The sequence below is a fragment of the Mesorhizobium sp. AR07 genome (assembly GCF_024746815.1).
Classification (GTDB): Bacteria; Pseudomonadota; Alphaproteobacteria; order Rhizobiales; family Rhizobiaceae; genus Mesorhizobium.
In genome coordinates, this window is record NZ_CP080525.1 from 4,561,040 (window position 1) to 4,576,630 (window position 15,591).

A 15,591-nucleotide genomic window follows, 5' to 3' on the forward strand; every position below is an offset into this window, starting at 1 on the left:
CTGATCAGCCGCCGAGTTTCTGGATCGCGTGCGCCGTCGTGGCGAAGGCTATGTTCTTCGTCTCCATGTAGAAGTCGAAAGAGTGGTCGCCGCCGTCGCGGCCGATGCCGGAATTCTTGACGCCGCCGAACGGGGTCGGCAAATGGCGCACATTCTCGGAATTGACCCAGATCATGCCGGCATCGAGCGCGTCGGTGAAGCGGAAGGCGCGGGTAACATCGGAGGTCCAGAGATAGCCGGTCAGGCCGTATTGCGTGTCGTTGGCCAAAGCCAGCGCTTCCGTCTCGTCGGCGAACGGAATGGCGCTCAGCACCGGCCCGAAGATCTCCTCCTGCGCAATGCGCATGCCGTTGGAGACATTGGTGAAAAGGGTCGGGCCGACATAGCAGCCGCCGCCCGGCCCATCGACCTTGCCGCCGCCGGCGGCGAGCGTCGCACCCTCCGACTTGCCGATGTCGATATAGGACAGCACCTTCTTTTCATGCACCGGATGGATCAACGGCCCGACCACCGTCTTGGGATCGAGCGGGTGGCCGACGACGATGCGCTTCGCCTTCTCGGCGACCCCGGCGGTGAAGCTGTCATAGACCGAGGCCTCGACCAGCAGCCGCGACGACGAGGTGCAGCGCTCGCCGTTCAGCGAATAGATCATGAAAACAGCAGCATCAGCGGCGCGCTCGAGATCGGCGTCGGCGAAGACGATCACCGGGTTCTTGCCGCCGAGCTCGAAATGCACGCGCTTCAGCGTGTCGGCACCCTGTTTCATGATCATCGAGCCGGTGCGGCTCTCGCCGACGAAGCCGATCGCCCTGATGTCGGGATGCTCGGTCAGTGCCTTGCCGGCGTCCTCGCCCAGACCGTTGACCAGGTTCCACACGCCCTTGGGCAGCCCGGCCTCCTCGGCGATCTCCACCAGCAGGCGAGCAGTCAGCGGCGAGAACTCAGCCGGCTTATGAACCACGGTGCAACCGGCGGCCAGTGCCGGCGCGATCTTCCAGGTCGACAGCATGAACGGCGTGTTCCACGGCGTGATCACGCCGACCGGGCCGATCGGCACCCGGGTCGTCAGGTTGACCTGGCCCGTCGTCCGCAGCGTCTCGCCGTCGCGTGCCTCGGGCGCACGGTCGGCGAAGAAGCGAAAATTCTCGGCGCCGCGCAACGCCGCCTTGGCCATGAACTTCAGCGCCTGGCCGGTATCCATGCATTCGACGAAGGCGATCTCCTCGGCACGCGCTTCGATCGCGTCGGCTATTCTGTGCAGCAGCTTCTTGCGCGCCTCACCCGCCATCGCCGCCCAGGCCGGGAACGCCGCCTTCGCCGCCTTGGCAGCGCGGTCGATGTCGGCGGCGCCGCCCCGTGCGATGTTCGCCAGCGGCTTGAGGTCGACCGGCGACAGCGTTTCGAATGTCGCGCCGTCGAGCGCCGGCACCGCCTCGCCGCCGATCTGGTTCAACACGCCGTCGCGCTTGAAACGGGCCAGATAGGCCTCGGCCTTCTTCAGATTGCCTTGCAGGTCGGACATATCAGCTTCCGTCACTTGCCGCGCAGTCGCGGGTGGATTGCGTTTTTCTTCCAGCTCAACACCGGGTCGATTTCCCGGATCTCGAGCGACAGGGCGAAATGCGGCGTCTTGAACAGCGCCGCCAGATGCTCGCTCACCGCCGCGAAGACGGCCTCGCCGGTCCGCTTCTTCTCATCGGCGCTGCGCCCGATTCCCAAGCGAAACGACATGTCGAGGAAGGCGTTTTCCGCCAGCCTGTCGGCCACGGCATAGGCATCGGCGCGAAAGGCGCGCACCCGCACGGCGCCGGTCTCGAACAGCCCGGTGTCCAGCACGGTGCGCAACACCAGCGCGCACAATTCGTCCATGTCGACCTTGGCATCGAGATTGGCCGAGTACTCGATGGAGAAGTGCGGCACGGCGTTTCGCTCCCCTATCACTTGTCTCGTTGTAGTTAACGCGTTAATTACATGTGCCATCCGCGAAGTCAAGTCTTGCATCGCGCTTGGCGCAACGATACGGGATGGCAAGGACGGGCTTTGGCGGCGGATTCGGCCGAGGCCCGCTTTCGATCGCAAGCCAGCGTAGGAGATTCTTTTTCTTGCTGCCTGAAAACACCCGTCGTTCCCTGCCAATGGCGCTGCTGCACGCCCGCGAAGCGGTGATGGCGCGGTTTCGCCCGATGCTTGCGGCGCACGACGTGACCGAGCAGCAATGGCGCGTGCTGCGCGTGCTGAGCGAAGCCGGTTCGGTCGAGGCGACCGAGCTTGCCGATCGCGCCTCCGTGTTGCCGCCCAGCCTGACGCGCATCATCAAGGCGCTCGAGGGACGCAATTTCATCACCCGCAACAAGGCGGAAGGCGATGGCCGCCGCGTCGTGCTGACCATTGCGCCAGCCGGTTCCGCCCTGATCGATGCCCTCTCTCCCGAGCGTCGCGTCATCTACCGCGACATCGAACAGCGCTTCGGCCACGAGAAGCTTGAGCAGTTGCTCGACCTCCTGGAGAGCCTGATCGACGGCGAGAGCTGAGGTCCTCGGGCTCCTCGGCGCAGAAGTTCTGGCGCCCCGGCGCACGGGTGGATGTGCTTGCGTTGAAGGGCCGTGTGCCTTGGATTGGCGAAAACGCCCATCGCTTCGTCATCCACGGGCGGAGCAAGGAGCGCAGCGACGCAGCGCAGACCCGAGGATCCATGCCGCGACCTCAGAGCGCTGCCGCGGTCCAGAATTCCGCGCCGCTGCACTCTACGGCTGAGATCGCGGCATGGATCCCAGGGTCTCCGCGACGGAGCTTCGCTCCTGCTTCGCCCTGGGATGACGAAGTTGGGAAGGCTTCGCCTCCACCCATATAATTCCGTCAGCGCTGCTAAATTGCACTCACCCGCCAAAACTGCCGAGCCGCGTCGGCTGCGTGTAATTGCGATCGACATAGAGCAGCGCCGAGCCGCCGCTGCCGTGGCGGACGTCGATGACGCGGCCGATCATGACATTGTGCGTGCCCACGACATGCACGGTCTCGATCTCGCAATCGAAGTTGACGATCGCATCCGAGAGTGCCGGCGTACCGGAGGTCAGCGTCTGCCAGCGTGCCGCGGAGTAGCGCGCTTCCATATCCCGGGTCGCGCCGGCGAACTTTCCCGCCAGATGCATATGGTCATGCGTCAGCACGTTGACGCAGAAGCGCCGGTTGGACAGGAACATGGCGGCCTGCGTCGAACGGCCGTTCATACACACCAGCAGCGTCGGCGGCTCGTCGGAGACGCTGCACATGGCGGTGGCGGTGAAGCCGCCGCGTCCGGCCGGGCCGTCGGTGGTGACGATGTTGACCGGCGCGCAGACCCTTGCCATGGCGTCGCGGAAATCGGCTTTCGAAATCTGCGTGGCCATCGGCGTTCACCCCACCGGGGAGGAGAGCGGATTGAGCCAGGTATCGCCTGTCCATCCGTTCTCGTCATAGTCGGCCATGCAGGTATCGACCAGTTCTTCCATCGCCTTCAGCCGGCCGCCGCGTTCGGCGCCCTTCAGCACCTGCAGGCGCACTTCCTCCGGCGCGCCGGCATAGTTGAGTTCGTAGAGCGCGTGGCGGCCGCCGAACTCGGTGCCGGTCGCATCCCACAACAGCTTCATGATCTTGATGCGCTCGATATGGCCCATGTCGTTGGAGCCGCGCACATACTGCGCGAGATATTTGTCGATCTTGGGGTTGTTGAAGTCGCGCACCGACGACGGCAGGTAGATCAGGCCGGACGCGATCACCCGGCGCACGGTGTCGATGACGCGTGGATAGGCTTCCGACATGAAGGTCCGGTAGGCAAGCGCCGCTTCGAGGTTTGGCAGCACCGCGCCATTCGCCCAGGGGATCGGATTGTAGGCCATGGCGTTGGAAAAGCTCCAGAACATGTGGCGCAGCGCGATGACTTCGCCCAGTGCCGCTTGGTTGCCGCGGAAGGCGTCGCCACCGGTGGCTCGCAGCGCCTTCGCCAGCAGACCGGCGAGGAAGTCGAGCTTGACGGCAAAGCGCGTGCAGCCCTGAAAACAGTAGCCGTGCATGAAGCCGGAGGCCGGGTGGAAGGACAGGATTTTCTGCGCGTCGCGCAGCACCAGCACGTCCTCCCAGGGGATGAAGACATTGTCGAGCACCAGGATGGCGTCGTTCTCGTCGAAACGCGACGACAGCGGATAGTCGAAGGGCGCCGCCACCGTGTTGGCCGTCTGCTCGTAGGAAACGCGGCAGAACATCTTTATCCCCGGCGCGTTCATCGGCACGATGAACATCACCGACAGCGACGGATCCTCGGTGACCGTCGCCGAACTCTGCGCCAGGAAATTGTAGTGCGTCAGCGCCGAGGACGTCGCCACCACCTTGGCGCCGGACACGTAGATGCCGGCGTCGGTCTCCTTGGTGATGTGGACGAAGACGTCCTTGACCTGTTCGGCCGGCTTGTGGCGGTCGATCGGCGGGTTGACGATGGCATGGTTCATGAACAGCGCCGCTTCCTGGGCGCGTGTGTGCCAGGACAGCGCGTTGTCCTTGAACGGCCCATACCAGTCGGCATTGGCGCCAAGCGTGTTCATCAGCGCCGCCTTGTAGTCGGGCGTGCGCCCCATCCAGCCATAGGACATGCGTGACCACTCGGCGATCGCCGCCTGCTGGGCGACAATCTCGGCGGAGGATTTGGCGACGCGAAAATATTTGTGGGTGTAGCCGCCCGACCCGGTGTCCGTTGGCGAGGTCAGGGTATCGCGCCGCTTGGCATCATGCAGGGCGTCATAGAGGCGCGCCAGCGACCGCGCCGAATTGCGCATCGCCGGGTGCGTGGTCACGTCGGCAATGCGCTCGCCGTTGATATAGACCTCGCGGCCATCGCGCAGGCTCGCCAGATACTCGGCCCCGGTGAACGGGCGCCGCTTGTCGGCACGGAAGTCTTCTGATCGCATGATGTTCCTCCACTTGAGGGCCAACCCTAGCGCCCCGGGCATGGATCGGTTATGGACGGAATGGCAAAACCGATTGGACTTTTTCCGGCGCCATGAGCCAGAACTCCATCCCCGATTTCTTCGTCTATGGCGAGCCGGTACGGCCGCTCGATGTCGGTTTCCTGCATGTCGAGACGGTGCTTGCCCGCGGCAGTATCCACCATGGCGAGGTCGCGGCGCACAAGCATCCGCAGATGGGCCAGATCAGCTACTGGACGAGCGGCTCCGGAACCTATCGCATCGAAGACCGGTCCTGGGACTTTTCGGCGCCCGCTGTCAGCTTCGTGCCAAGCAACGTCGTGCACGGCTTCTCGATCGGGCCCGGCACCGACGCCATCGTCGTCTCGGTCGCCGATGATGCGCTTGCCGCGCTTGCCGGCCACAGCCTGCTGCCGCTGGACCGGCCGGTCTTTGCCGACGGCCTGCCGCACCATGCCGCGTGGACAAGACTGGCGGCGGTGCTTGACATGATCGCCGCCGAATATACCGAGGCGCAGGCCGGCAACGACAAAGTCCTACCGGCGCTGATCGCCGTCGCGCTCTCCCACATTGCCCGTCTCAGTCCCGGCGGGACCACCTCGACAACCTCTTCCGAAGCTTCGCTGGCGCTGGGGCTACGCCGTCTCGTCGACGCGCATTTCCGCGACAACTGGCCGGTCGACCGCTATGTCGAGACCCTTGCCACGACCCCGCATCTGCTCGACAAGGCCGCCCGTGCGGTGCTGGGCAGCGGCGTCAAGCGGGTCGTCAGCGAGCGGCGGCTGCTGGAAGCCAAGCGGCTCTTGCTGTTCACCATACGCACGGTCGAGGACATCGCCTACGAAATCGGCTTCGACGATCCGGCGTACTTTTCACGCTTCTTTCGCGCGCGGGTCGGCGAGGCGCCGGCCGCCTGGCGCCGCAAGCAGTTGCAAGGGCATTGATGGTTATGGATGCGGGCCTTGCGGCCCGCATCCATTTTGCCGGCTAGCGTCCCTGTTGCTGGCGCGCTTCCCGTTTCTTGCGCCACGGCGCATTGGCCTCCCAGTCGCCGGCCATGATGCAGCCATAGGGCATGACCTCGTCAACGATCTCCGCCAGGCCGAAATGCTCGATCTGGCGGCGCATCGACGCCGCGTTCTTGTAGGCGCTCGGCAGCTCCGAAATATCCGTTACGCCGGAGAAGAAGCGGGCATCGATGCCCTTCGTCTCCTGAGCGAAGATATCGGCGTCGCCGCGCCCCGCCTGCATGCGCCGGTGCTGGGTGCGCGAGAAATTGCGCCCGGCGCCGTGCGGCGAGAAGCCAAGTCCGTGCGCGGCGTTCTTGCCGCGCACGATCAGCACCGGTTCCGCCATGTTGAGCGGGATCAGCGTCAGATCGGTCGCGTCGTCGGCCCAGTTGTCGAAGGCCGGCGTCGCCCCCTTGCCGTGGTAGAACAACCCGTCCGAACGGCGGAAGACGAAGTTGTGCTCGTTCCAGAACCGGTCCGACACCTTCGCCGACAGGCGCTTGGCCGTCAGGTCGTGGATGAGCATGTGGTTGCCCTTGGTCCATTCGCGGATCGTCTGCAGGGCCTCCCAATACTCATCGCCTTCCTTGGTGTCGGCCGGAATCCAGGCATTCTGGGGCAAGGTTTCCGGCGACAGGATCTTGCGCACGCGCTCGGCGATCTTCATCCCCTTGCTGTACAGCCGCGCTCCCGGCGAACGCGAGCCATGGTGGGTGACCAGTGCCGTCTCGCCGCTCGACTTCAGCGTGCCGACATAGGCGAAATGGTTGCCGTCGCCCTGCGTGCCGAAATGCTCGATCGCAGCACTGGTGACATCGCGCAGCAAGGGGTTGGCCTCGAAACGCTCGAAGACCTCCTGGGCCGGCCGGATCTGCTGGCCGCGCGGGCGTCCGCCCGGTCCGAAATGGGTTACCGCGTGGACGGCATCGAGGAGTGCTGCAGGCGCCACGCTAGGAAACACCGAAATCGCCATCGAGCAGCAGATGTCGGCCGAATGCATGCCGGGATGGATCGCCTCGGACACCGCGACACCGCCAACCGGAATGGTGCCCAACGGACCGGCCGGGCAGGCATCCGGCATGATGGCGCCGGCACGGATCACCGGCGTGCGCATCAGCTCGGTCATGCTACGCGTCACCGCTTCGACATTGGCGGCCTCATCAGGCGTTTCCGCCGCGATGTTCAGATGCAGCGGCACGGCGGCAGCCGCATGCAACGGCACAGCCGGCGGCGGCGCGAAGGTGCGCGCGGCCTCCAGCGCATCGCCCTGCGATCCGCCGCTCTCCAGCACCGCGTTCGCGGCGGCCAGCGCCTTGCCGAACCACTTGCCCTGCGGCATTCCGGCGTCGATCAAATCCTGTCCACTCAAAATCTCGGTCATGTCTTTCACTTTCGGTACGACTGCCTTGGCAGCATTGCGTATTGCGAACGGACGACAAGGGAATACGAGACATTTTTCCGCCACTTCGCACGATGCGAAGGAGGGACACGAACCCTCACGCCTTTCGGCACCCGCTTGCCTGTTTGTCACAATTCCGGACGGAAAACCGTTTCACACTTTTCCTGGAATTGCTCTGCAGCGGGCTGCGTCTACCTGTAGTCTCGCAGGCATTCGTCCTTTTCATTCGGTCTGGCGACAAGGATCGGCAAGACAATTACTGAGCTACTTTCCGTCCCGGAGGGATGAAAGGGATGGCTTGAACATCCGACCTTCCGCTACTTTCGTAGCGGACGCTCTATCCCTGTAGTCCTGCCTGCATTCGCCATTCATTTCCTTTTCTCTGACGAGCGACGAGTCGATGCCAGAAACCAACCGATCAACTGATCGACGGGCGGAATCGAACCGCCAGATACCAATGTATTCCCGCAGGCATTCACCCTGTTCAATCGGCTGGCGACAAGGGTCGGCAAGACGGTGACTGCGCCACCCCGCTCCGCAGAGCGAGAGAGTGATTTGAACACCCGACCTCCCGCCTTTTCGGCGGGCGCGCTACCTGTAGTCCTGCCTGCATTCGCCATTTTGTATTTGTCGCCGCGGTGACAAGAAATGATGAAACACCAGGAGTCCCGCTCGTGCCAGAGAGCGCCTGCAAGGTGAGGAGTCGAACCTCACGGAGCATCCCGTTTCATGTTGCTGTAGTTCCATCCAGCATTTGCCGCGGCAATTTTCTCTCAGTGTGACGACAAGTCTGTTGTGAAACGCTTCTCCCTGCTCTGTCCGCTGAGCTACGGAGCTGTCGCTCCGGCGGGGATCGAACCCGCGACCTGGAAGTTCTGTAGTTCCACAGGCATTCGTCACGCCTTGTGTTCATTTCCTTTCTTCCTCGAGTGCGACCAAAGCCGCGCAAAAATCGTCGGGGCATGACGACAAGGTTTGACGAAACGTCCCGCTCTACCGCTGAGCTACGGGTCCATAGTGGCGGACCCGACGGGATTCGAACCCGCGACCTGGAGGTGAACAGCCTGTAGTTCCATCGGCATTCGTCATGCCCTGATCTTGTTCCGGATGGTCCCGGCGGACGCGCCGCCGGGACCATTGTCAGAGTTCGACCTTCTCGATCGTGCGCACCCAATGGTCCGGGTCGCCGCTCGAGGACAGCATCGTCCCGACCACGTCGAAGACGCGGTCGGAGAAGCCGCCGACATTCAGGATGTCGGCCTGCGACTTGGCCTGCGTCGTCGCATTCGACTGGATGTCGATGCAGACCAGCTTGGCCTCCGGGTTCAACGCCTTCAGCTTGCTCCATTCCTGCATCATCACCGTGCCCTGATGCGCATGCGCTGATGCATCCACCCAGGACTGGTTGTCCGACACGAACACCACCAGGTCGACCTTCGCCTTCTCCCGCACCAGCCGTGTCAGCGGAGCCGAACAGTTGGTTCCGCCACCACCGATAGCGGCAAGCTTGGCGGCGTTGGTCATCACCGTGTCGCGAGCATTGAGGCTGATATCAACCACATCGTTCTCGAACGGCAGGACCATCGCCGTGGGATTGCGGCGCAGCATCGCGGCGGCCACCAGGGCAGCCACGTCGATGCAGCGCACTGCCGACGTCGTGCCCTTGCGATACCCGGTCACCGGCGAGGCCATGGAGCCCGAAACGTCCGGGCATACGACCACATTGCCATTGATCCGGGGAACGTTGCAGAGCGCTATCTCCATCGCATCCTGCAACGCGTCCCTGATCACGCCGGGCACCTTCGCATCGGTCATGGTGAACGCCACCATGAGCTGATACGGGAACACCCGGGCACGCCGGACCTCTTCCGGATCGCGCAGACGCGCCGCCAGCCTCTCGGCAAACCCATCCACTTCGAACACGCCGTTGCGGGCGAAAGTGTTCAGGTTCTGCCGCAGCATCTGCCATCCGGCCGTCTCCGCGATCTGCACCCAATGCGCGGATGTAAGCGGCATCGAGGTCAGCATCTGGAACGGCATTTCCGGCACCGGAGACGACGGATCGCGCTTGAACGCCTCGAAAGCCTTCACCGCCTCCGGCAAGGCCGCGAATTCATGCGGCTTGCCGATGAGATAGCCATAAAGCGCCTCGCGCGATGCCGATTTTGGCTTCGGGTGAACCATCTTGATGACATCGGCCAGCGACGGATCATTGCCGACCGCGGCCCGCATGATCTCGAAGTCGGCCGCCTGCTCGAGCCAGGCCTGAACCAGGCGCTTCGGCCGCGAGCCGAGCGACTTGCGCCCGGTGGCGCCCGAACGCATCACCTGCACGAAGGTGCGCAGCATCTTGCCGTTCCTGACGATCCGCCCGAAGGCGCGGTTGAACTCGTCGCCCTGCATGCAGGAGAGAACGGCCAGCAAAAATGCCGGCATATCCTTCATGTAGCCCTGCTCGAAAGCGTGGACGGCGGTGCGCGCCAAAAATCCCGGCTCGACCTGCCAGGCGAGTTTCAGCACCTCGTCCAGCTGCTGACTCGGCTCGGCATAGAAAGTCGCGTTGAACGTTCCCGTCGCCGCCAGCTGCGCCAGAGCCTGGTGAGGCGACAGGCGATAAGCCTGGGCATCCTCATGGTTCCGAGCGTCAGCCGGCGGGAGCAGCTTTCCTGCAATCGTCGCAAACACGGATTTGTTCGCCATTGTTCTCATCCTTCATTTCACACCGGCAGCAGTACAAGCGGCGTGCCAGTTTGAAGTGAGGGTTCGGTTTTGAGAGACTGGTCTGACATAAGCCATTGATTTATTTAGAAACAAATTTTCACGACGAGATCGTATCCCATTGAGCCAGTTTACGATGGCGGCAGAATAGTGATATGATAAGATTGTACCTTATATTATAGGATAAGAATGAGAAGACGCGTTGCAATCGGCATCCTCGGAACGACGCTCGATGCCAGCGGGCGCGACGACCGCTGGAAAAAGTGGCGGCCGACGGTGGCGCTGTGCCAGCAGCCGGGATTGTTTATCGATCGTCTGGAACTCATCCACGACGAGCGATCGCAGCGACTGGCCAGACAGGTCATTGCCGACATAGAACAGGTTTCGCCCGCCACCGAGGTGAGGCCTCATCTTATCAGCATGCGGGATCCCTGGGATTTCAGTGAGGTCTACACCGGCCTGCGTGACTTCGCCCGCGGCTATGCGTTCGATCCCGAGAAGGAAGACTATCTCGTCAATATCACCACGGGCACCCATGTCGCGCAGATATGCTGGTTCCTGCTCACCGAGGCCCACTTTATTCCCGCGCGGCTGCTTCAGCTATCGCCGCGCAAGCCCCAGGGCAACGGCGAGGTTTTCGGCAGCCATTCGATCATCGACCTCGACCTGTCCCGCTACGATGCGATCGCCACGCGTTTTGCAGCCGAGCGCGACGAGGCGACATCGTTTCTGAAATCGGGCATCGCCACCCGCAATCCGGCCTTCAACCAGATGATCGACCAGATCGAAAAGGTGACGATCCGCTCGCGCGCGCCGGTGCTGCTGACCGGCCCGACTGGAGCGGGCAAGTCGCAGCTGGCCAGGCGCATCTACGAACTCAAGAAGGCGCAGCGGCAGGTCTCGGGCGCCTTCATCGAGGTCAATTGCGCGACGCTGCGCGGCGATCAGGCGATGTCGACACTGTTCGGTCACATCAAGGGTGCCTTTACCGGCGCCCAGAACGAGCGTGCCGGGCTGATGAAATCGGCCAACAAGGGTGTTCTGTTCCTCGATGAGATCGGCGAGCTCGGCCTCGACGAACAGGCCATGTGCCTGCGCGCCATCGAGGAAAAGCGCTTCCTGCCGGTCGGCGCCGACCAGGACGTGGTATCGGATTTCCAGCTTCTCGCCGGCACCAATCGCGATCTTTCGATCGGTGTGAAGGAGGGCAAGTTCCGCGAGGATCTTTTCGCGCGGCTGAACCTGTGGACCTTCCAGCTGCCGGCGCTGCGTGACCGCAAGGAGGACATCGAGCCGAATCTCGAATTCGAGTTGCGTCGGTTCAGTGAGCGCGAGGGACAGAACGCCACCTTCAACAAGGAGGCGCGCGAGCTCTATCTCAGGTTCGCCGTGGCGCCGGAGGCGATGTGGCGGGCCAATTTCCGCGATCTCTCGGCATCGGTCACTCGCATGGCGACACTGGCGCCGCTCGGCCGCATCAACGAGGAGACGGTGCGCGACGAAATCGATCGGCTGACGGCCCTGTGGCGTGCTGGTGATGCCGATGACCGCGACGCCATTGTGCAGGAGATACTCGGCCCTGACCGGCAAAGCCGGATCGACATGTTCGACCGGACTCAGCTTGCCACCGTGCTGGAGGTTTGCCGCGACAGCAATTCGATCAGCGCCGCCGGGCGAAAACTGTTCGCCGTCTCGCGGCTGCAAAAGACCAGCGGCAACGACGCCGACCGCCTGCGCAAATATCTCCAGCGGTTCGATTTGAGCTTCGAGGATATCGCTCGGAGATGATCGAGGTCGTGCACGCCGGATCCTGCACCAGGAGGCATCACGCACTTTCCCGCTTGACTGACCCGCCGTACCGAATACGCTAGGACAAAATACCGGCTCTGATCGCCGGACGGCAAGAATGCCTCGTATGCCTCGCCCCTCCGGCGCCGGCTGCGGGGCATTGTCATTTTGGGGATCTGTTTGAAACGGCGCATCGAGATCGGTATCCTGTATTCCCGCTCGGGGAGCTATCAGCTCATCTCCGATGCGTGCCGGATGGGCGCCATGCGCGCCATCGCCGACATCAACGCCGACCGCGGCCATGGCATAGAGCTGGTGCCGGTCGAGCGCGACCCGCAAAGCAATGCGGATCGCTACGCGACGCTCTGCGAGGATATCTTCAAGACCAGCAGCGCGCGCCATGTCGTCGGCTGTGTCACCTCCTGGAGCCGCAAGGAGACGATCCCCGTGCTGGAAAAGGCGGGCGGCATGCTTTGGTACGCCTGCCCCTATGAGGGGTTCGAGGCCAACGAGCACGTCGTCTACATGCACGCTTGCCCCAACCAGCATCTGGTGCCGCTGATGGCTCATGTCGTGCCGCGCTTCGGCGCCAACGGCTTCCTGCTCGGGTCGAACTATATCTGGGGCTGGGAGATGAACCGCGTGGCGCGCGACCTGATCGCGGATGCCGGCGGCAAGGTCCTGGGCGAGCGTTATCTGCGCATCGGCGAGACCGACGTGTCGCGCCTGATCGCCGAAATCCGGGCGACGCGGCCGAATTTCATCCTCAACAATTTGATCGGCACCTCGTCCTACGCCTTCCTGGCGGCCTATCGCGACCTGGCGGGTGAGGATGCGGCCTTCAGCTCTGACGCCTGCCCCGTCATCTCCTGCAACCTCACCGAGGGCGAGCTGCCCGCGATCGGCGAATCCGGCAAAGGGCATTTGTCGGTCGGGCCGTATTTCGCGCCGCGTCCCGCCGCCTTCGCCTCGTCCTTCGAGGCATCCGCCTATGCTTCCGTACAAGTGATGGCCGACGTGCTCTCGCGCGATCCCGACGCCGGTCCGGCGGAATTTTCCAAGGCCTTCGCCGAACGGCGCTTCACCACCCGGCTCGGGCCGATTGCCATCGATGCGCACACCCAGCACGCCACGCTGCCGGTGATCATCGGGCGCATCGCGGACGGCTTCTTCGAGGTCGTCAGCCGCGAGGACGAGGTGGCGCCGGACCCCTATCTGTCGCGCTACGACCCCGCCAGGACCTTCGGTCGCCCGCGCCTGAGGGTGGTGTCGTGACCAGACCCCCGCGCATCCCCAATCTCGGCGGCGCCAGGGCCTTCGTCCTGCATCGCCCACATCCGACGGTGCAGGCGATCACAAGGCAATTGTCGGCCATCGGCCTGATCACGGTGGATTGCTGGCCGGAATTGCCGCCCGAGGCGCTCGCCGCCGATTTCGTCTTCTTCGACGCCGATCTCGGCTTTGACGAGCAATTTCCCTGGAAGCCGGGCGAGGCGCCGATGCCGCTGGTGGCGCTGATCGGCTCCGAGGCGCCCGGCCGCATCGAATGGGCGCTGTCGCACAAGGCCGACGCCCAACTGCTGAAGCCGGTCGGCAATGCCGGCGTCTACAGCGCGCTGCTGATCGCAAGGCAGAGTTTCGAGGCCCGCAAGCATTTAGCCAGCGAAATTGCCTCGCTTCGCCAGCGCGTCGCCGAGCGGCAGACCATCGTGCGCGCGGTGGCCGCGCTCTCGAAAGGTACTGACGATGGCCGCGCTTATGCACAGCTGCGCTCGCTGGCGATGAGCTGGCAGATCAGTGTGGAAGATGCCGCGCGACGGATCGTGGCAATGACGGATGAGGAAGGCGACGATGACCAGTCCCATCGCGCCTGACCTCCCGGCAGCCGGGCGCATGCCGGCCAAGCCGCGCGCCGGCGTCTGGCGCCGGCTGGTCAAACGCCGCCTGGCAATGCTCGGCTTGGTGATCGTCGCCATCGTCGTCGCCGGCGCCATCCTGGCGCCATGGCTGACCGGCCATGATCCCAACGAGCAGATGTTCGACGGCCTGACCATCGAAGGCTCGCCCCTGCCGCCGAACGCCCAGTTCTGGCTCGGCACCGACCTGCTCGGCCGCGACCTGCTGACCCGCATCCTCTATGGCGCCCGCACCTCGCTGATCATCGGCGTCGTCGCCAATGGCGTGGCGCTTTTCATCGGCACGCTGGTCGGCGTAACAGCAGGCTATTTCCGCGGCTGGATCGGCAGCGCGTTGATGCGCTTCACCGACCTGATGATGGCGTTTCCGGCGCTGCTGCTTGCAATTTGCCTAGCGGCGGTGTTCCAGCCCAGCCTGTGGATCGTCGCCATGGTCATCGCGCTGGTCAACTGGGTGCAGACCGCCCGCGTCATCTACACCGAGACCAGCTCGCTCGCCGAGCGCGAGTTCATCGACGCCGAGCGCACCATCGGCGCCAGCGCGCCGCGCATCCTGTTTCGCCACATCCTGCCGCATCTCCTGCCGACCATCATCGTCTGGGGCACGCTCGGCATCTCGACCACGGTGCTGCTGGAGGCGACGCTCTCCTTCCTCGGCATCGGCGTGCAGCCGCCGACCGCCTCCTGGGGCAACATCATCTTCGAGAACCAGACCTACTTCCAGGCCGCGCCCTGGCTGGTGTTCTTCCCCGGCGCCGCGATCCTGGCGCTGGCGCTGGCCTTCAACCTGATCGGCGATGCGCTGCGCGACATCCTCGATCCGACGCAAAGGGGCCGGGCATGATCGCCTATCTCGGCCGCCGCCTGATCCAGTCGCTGCTCATCCTGCTCGGCGTCTCGCTGATCACCTTCGCGCTGCTCTATCTCTTGCCGGCCGATCCTGTGCGCCAGATCGCTGGCCGCAGCGCCACGCCGCAGACGGTCGAGAACATCCGCCAGCAACTCGGCCTCGACCAGCCCTTCGTCGTCCAGTATTGGCGTTATCTGACCAAGCTCGTCAGCGGCGATCTCGGCCGTTCCTACATCCAGCGCTCCGAGGTCACCGAGCTGATCGTCTCGCGGCTGCCGGCAAGCCTGCTGCTGATGGTCGGCGCCATCTTCTGCGAGCTGCTGCTCGGCCTCAGCATGGGCCTGATCGCCGCCGTCAAGCGCGGCACCGCCACCGACCAGACGCTGATGGTCGCCTCCTTCGTCGGCGTCTCGGCGCCGCAATTCGTCGTCGGCCTGCTGCTGCTATACGTCTTTGCCGTGCGGCTGAGCTGGTTTCCGATCGGCGGCTACGGCACCTGGCGCCATCTCGTCCTGCCGTCGCTGACCATGGGCATCCTCGGCGCCGGCTGGTACGCGCGCATGATGCGCTCGTCGATGATCGACGTGCTGCGCCAGGATTATGTCCGCACCGCCCGCGCCAAGGGCCTGGCGCGTGGCGCCATCCTTTTCCGCCATGCTTTGCCCAACGCCATCCTGCCGGTCATCGCCATGATCGGCATCGACATCGGCATCTTCATGGGCGGCATCGTCGTCGTCGAAAGCGTGTTCGGCTGGCCCGGCATCGGCCAGCTGGCCTGGCAAGCCATCCAGCGCGTCGACATTCCGATCATCATGGGTGTCACGCTGGTGTCGGCCTTCGCCATCGTGCTCGGCAACCTCGCCGCCGACATCATCGCGCCCTTCATCGACCCCCGTATTAAACTCAGATGAAAATCAGGACATGACCGAAAACAAACAGAGAAAGGGAACATAAC

The 15,591-nt window shown here is 63.9% G+C and carries 13 protein-coding genes; 7 read left to right on the plus strand and 6 right to left on the minus strand.

Annotated features, from left to right (window positions below; translation table 11 throughout):
* Window positions 1–4: 4 nt before the first annotated feature.
* Window positions 5–1,522: a 5-carboxymethyl-2-hydroxymuconate semialdehyde dehydrogenase gene (gene hpaE / locus BPNPMPFG_RS23105; RefSeq protein WP_258590956.1), complete on the minus strand. Its 1,518-nt coding sequence runs from the start codon at window positions 1,520–1,522 to the stop codon at window positions 5–7.
* A gap of 11 nt (window positions 1,523–1,533) precedes the next feature.
* Window positions 1,534–1,920, minus strand: coding sequence for a 5-carboxymethyl-2-hydroxymuconate Delta-isomerase (locus BPNPMPFG_RS23110; RefSeq protein ID WP_258590957.1), 387 nt, complete (start codon window positions 1,918–1,920; stop codon window positions 1,534–1,536).
* Window positions 1,921–2,135: 215 nt separating this feature from the next.
* Here BPNPMPFG_RS23110 and hpaR point away from each other — a divergent pair, with 215 nt between their 5' ends.
* On the plus strand, window positions 2,136–2,531 hold the full coding sequence (gene hpaR / locus BPNPMPFG_RS23115; protein WP_258596876.1) for a homoprotocatechuate degradation operon regulator HpaR: 396 nt from the start codon (window positions 2,136–2,138) through the stop codon (window positions 2,529–2,531).
* A gap of 345 nt (window positions 2,532–2,876) precedes the next feature.
* On the opposite strand, the gene BPNPMPFG_RS23120 is transcribed toward hpaR, so the two are convergent.
* Window positions 2,877–3,386, minus strand: coding sequence for a flavin reductase (locus BPNPMPFG_RS23120; RefSeq protein WP_027040156.1), 510 nt, complete (start codon window positions 3,384–3,386; stop codon window positions 2,877–2,879).
* Window positions 3,387–3,392: 6 nt separating this feature from the next.
* Window positions 3,393–4,937 (minus strand): 4-hydroxyphenylacetate 3-hydroxylase N-terminal domain-containing protein, encoded by a 1,545-nt coding sequence (locus tag BPNPMPFG_RS23125; protein ID WP_258590958.1) that lies wholly within the window; start codon window positions 4,935–4,937, stop codon window positions 3,393–3,395.
* Between the two features lie 92 nt (window positions 4,938–5,029).
* Here BPNPMPFG_RS23125 and BPNPMPFG_RS23130 point away from each other — a divergent pair, with 92 nt between their 5' ends.
* Window positions 5,030–5,899: a helix-turn-helix domain-containing protein gene (locus tag BPNPMPFG_RS23130; protein WP_258590959.1), complete on the plus strand. Its 870-nt coding sequence runs from the start codon at window positions 5,030–5,032 to the stop codon at window positions 5,897–5,899.
* Window positions 5,900–5,942: 43 nt separating this feature from the next.
* Here the strand turns inward: BPNPMPFG_RS23130 and BPNPMPFG_RS23135 are convergent, their stop codons facing one another.
* Together BPNPMPFG_RS23135 and BPNPMPFG_RS23140 are read right to left on the minus strand one after the other, a co-directional pair.
* Window positions 5,943–7,346, minus strand: a complete 1,404-nt coding sequence (locus BPNPMPFG_RS23135; RefSeq protein ID WP_258590960.1) for an RtcB family protein — start codon at window positions 7,344–7,346, stop codon at window positions 5,943–5,945.
* 1,158 nt (window positions 7,347–8,504) lie between these two features.
* Window positions 8,505–10,064, minus strand: coding sequence for a vWA domain-containing protein (locus BPNPMPFG_RS23140; protein WP_258590961.1), 1,560 nt, complete (start codon window positions 10,062–10,064; stop codon window positions 8,505–8,507).
* A gap of 207 nt (window positions 10,065–10,271) precedes the next feature.
* Between BPNPMPFG_RS23140 and rtcR the strand changes: the two genes are divergently transcribed.
* From rtcR to BPNPMPFG_RS23165, 5 genes are all read left to right on the plus strand, one after another.
* Window positions 10,272–11,870 (plus strand): RNA repair transcriptional activator RtcR, encoded by a 1,599-nt coding sequence (gene rtcR, locus BPNPMPFG_RS23145; protein ID WP_258590962.1) that lies wholly within the window; start codon window positions 10,272–10,274, stop codon window positions 11,868–11,870.
* Window positions 11,871–12,050: 180 nt separating this feature from the next.
* Window positions 12,051–13,145 carry a transporter substrate-binding protein gene (locus BPNPMPFG_RS23150; RefSeq protein ID WP_258590963.1) on the plus strand — a complete coding sequence of 365 codons (1,095 nt, stop codon included), beginning with the start codon at window positions 12,051–12,053 and terminating at the stop codon, window positions 13,143–13,145.
* Window positions 13,142–13,744 (plus strand): ANTAR domain-containing response regulator, encoded by a 603-nt coding sequence (locus BPNPMPFG_RS23155; RefSeq protein ID WP_258590964.1) that lies wholly within the window; start codon window positions 13,142–13,144, stop codon window positions 13,742–13,744. Before BPNPMPFG_RS23150 ends, BPNPMPFG_RS23155 begins: the two co-directional genes overlap by 4 nt.
* Before the next feature lie 19 nt (window positions 13,745–13,763).
* Complete coding sequence (locus BPNPMPFG_RS23160) at window positions 13,764–14,630, plus strand: ABC transporter permease (protein WP_258596878.1); 867 nt, start codon at window positions 13,764–13,766, stop codon at window positions 14,628–14,630.
* Complete coding sequence (locus BPNPMPFG_RS23165) at window positions 14,627–15,547, plus strand: ABC transporter permease (protein ID WP_258590965.1); 921 nt, start codon at window positions 14,627–14,629, stop codon at window positions 15,545–15,547. Before BPNPMPFG_RS23160 ends, BPNPMPFG_RS23165 begins: the two co-directional genes overlap by 4 nt.
* Window positions 15,548–15,591 lie beyond the last annotated feature (44 nt).

What these genes read in the sequence shown, in the direction of transcription:
- hpaE (WP_258590956.1), bottom strand. Translation starts at nt 1,522, where the DNA reads ATGTCCGACCTGCAAGGCAATCTGAAGAAGGCCGAGGCCTATCTGGCC.
- BPNPMPFG_RS23160 (WP_258596878.1), top strand. Translation starts at nt 13,764, where the DNA reads ATGCCGGCCAAGCCGCGCGCCGGCGTCTGGCGCCGGCTGGTCAAACGC.
- BPNPMPFG_RS23140 (WP_258590961.1), bottom strand. Translation starts at nt 10,064, where the DNA reads ATGGCGAACAAATCCGTGTTTGCGACGATTGCAGGAAAGCTGCTCCCG.
- hpaR (WP_258596876.1), top strand. Translation starts at nt 2,136, where the DNA reads ATGGCGCTGCTGCACGCCCGCGAAGCGGTGATGGCGCGGTTTCGCCCG.
- BPNPMPFG_RS23120 (WP_027040156.1), bottom strand. Translation starts at nt 3,386, where the DNA reads ATGGCCACGCAGATTTCGAAAGCCGATTTCCGCGACGCCATGGCAAGG.
- BPNPMPFG_RS23135 (WP_258590960.1), bottom strand. Translation starts at nt 7,346, where the DNA reads ATGACCGAGATTTTGAGTGGACAGGATTTGATCGACGCCGGAATGCCG.
- BPNPMPFG_RS23165 (WP_258590965.1), top strand. Translation starts at nt 14,627, where the DNA reads ATGATCGCCTATCTCGGCCGCCGCCTGATCCAGTCGCTGCTCATCCTG.
- BPNPMPFG_RS23130 (WP_258590959.1), top strand. Translation starts at nt 5,030, where the DNA reads ATGAGCCAGAACTCCATCCCCGATTTCTTCGTCTATGGCGAGCCGGTA.
- BPNPMPFG_RS23125 (WP_258590958.1), bottom strand. Translation starts at nt 4,937, where the DNA reads ATGCGATCAGAAGACTTCCGTGCCGACAAGCGGCGCCCGTTCACCGGG.
- rtcR (WP_258590962.1), top strand. Translation starts at nt 10,272, where the DNA reads ATGAGAAGACGCGTTGCAATCGGCATCCTCGGAACGACGCTCGATGCC.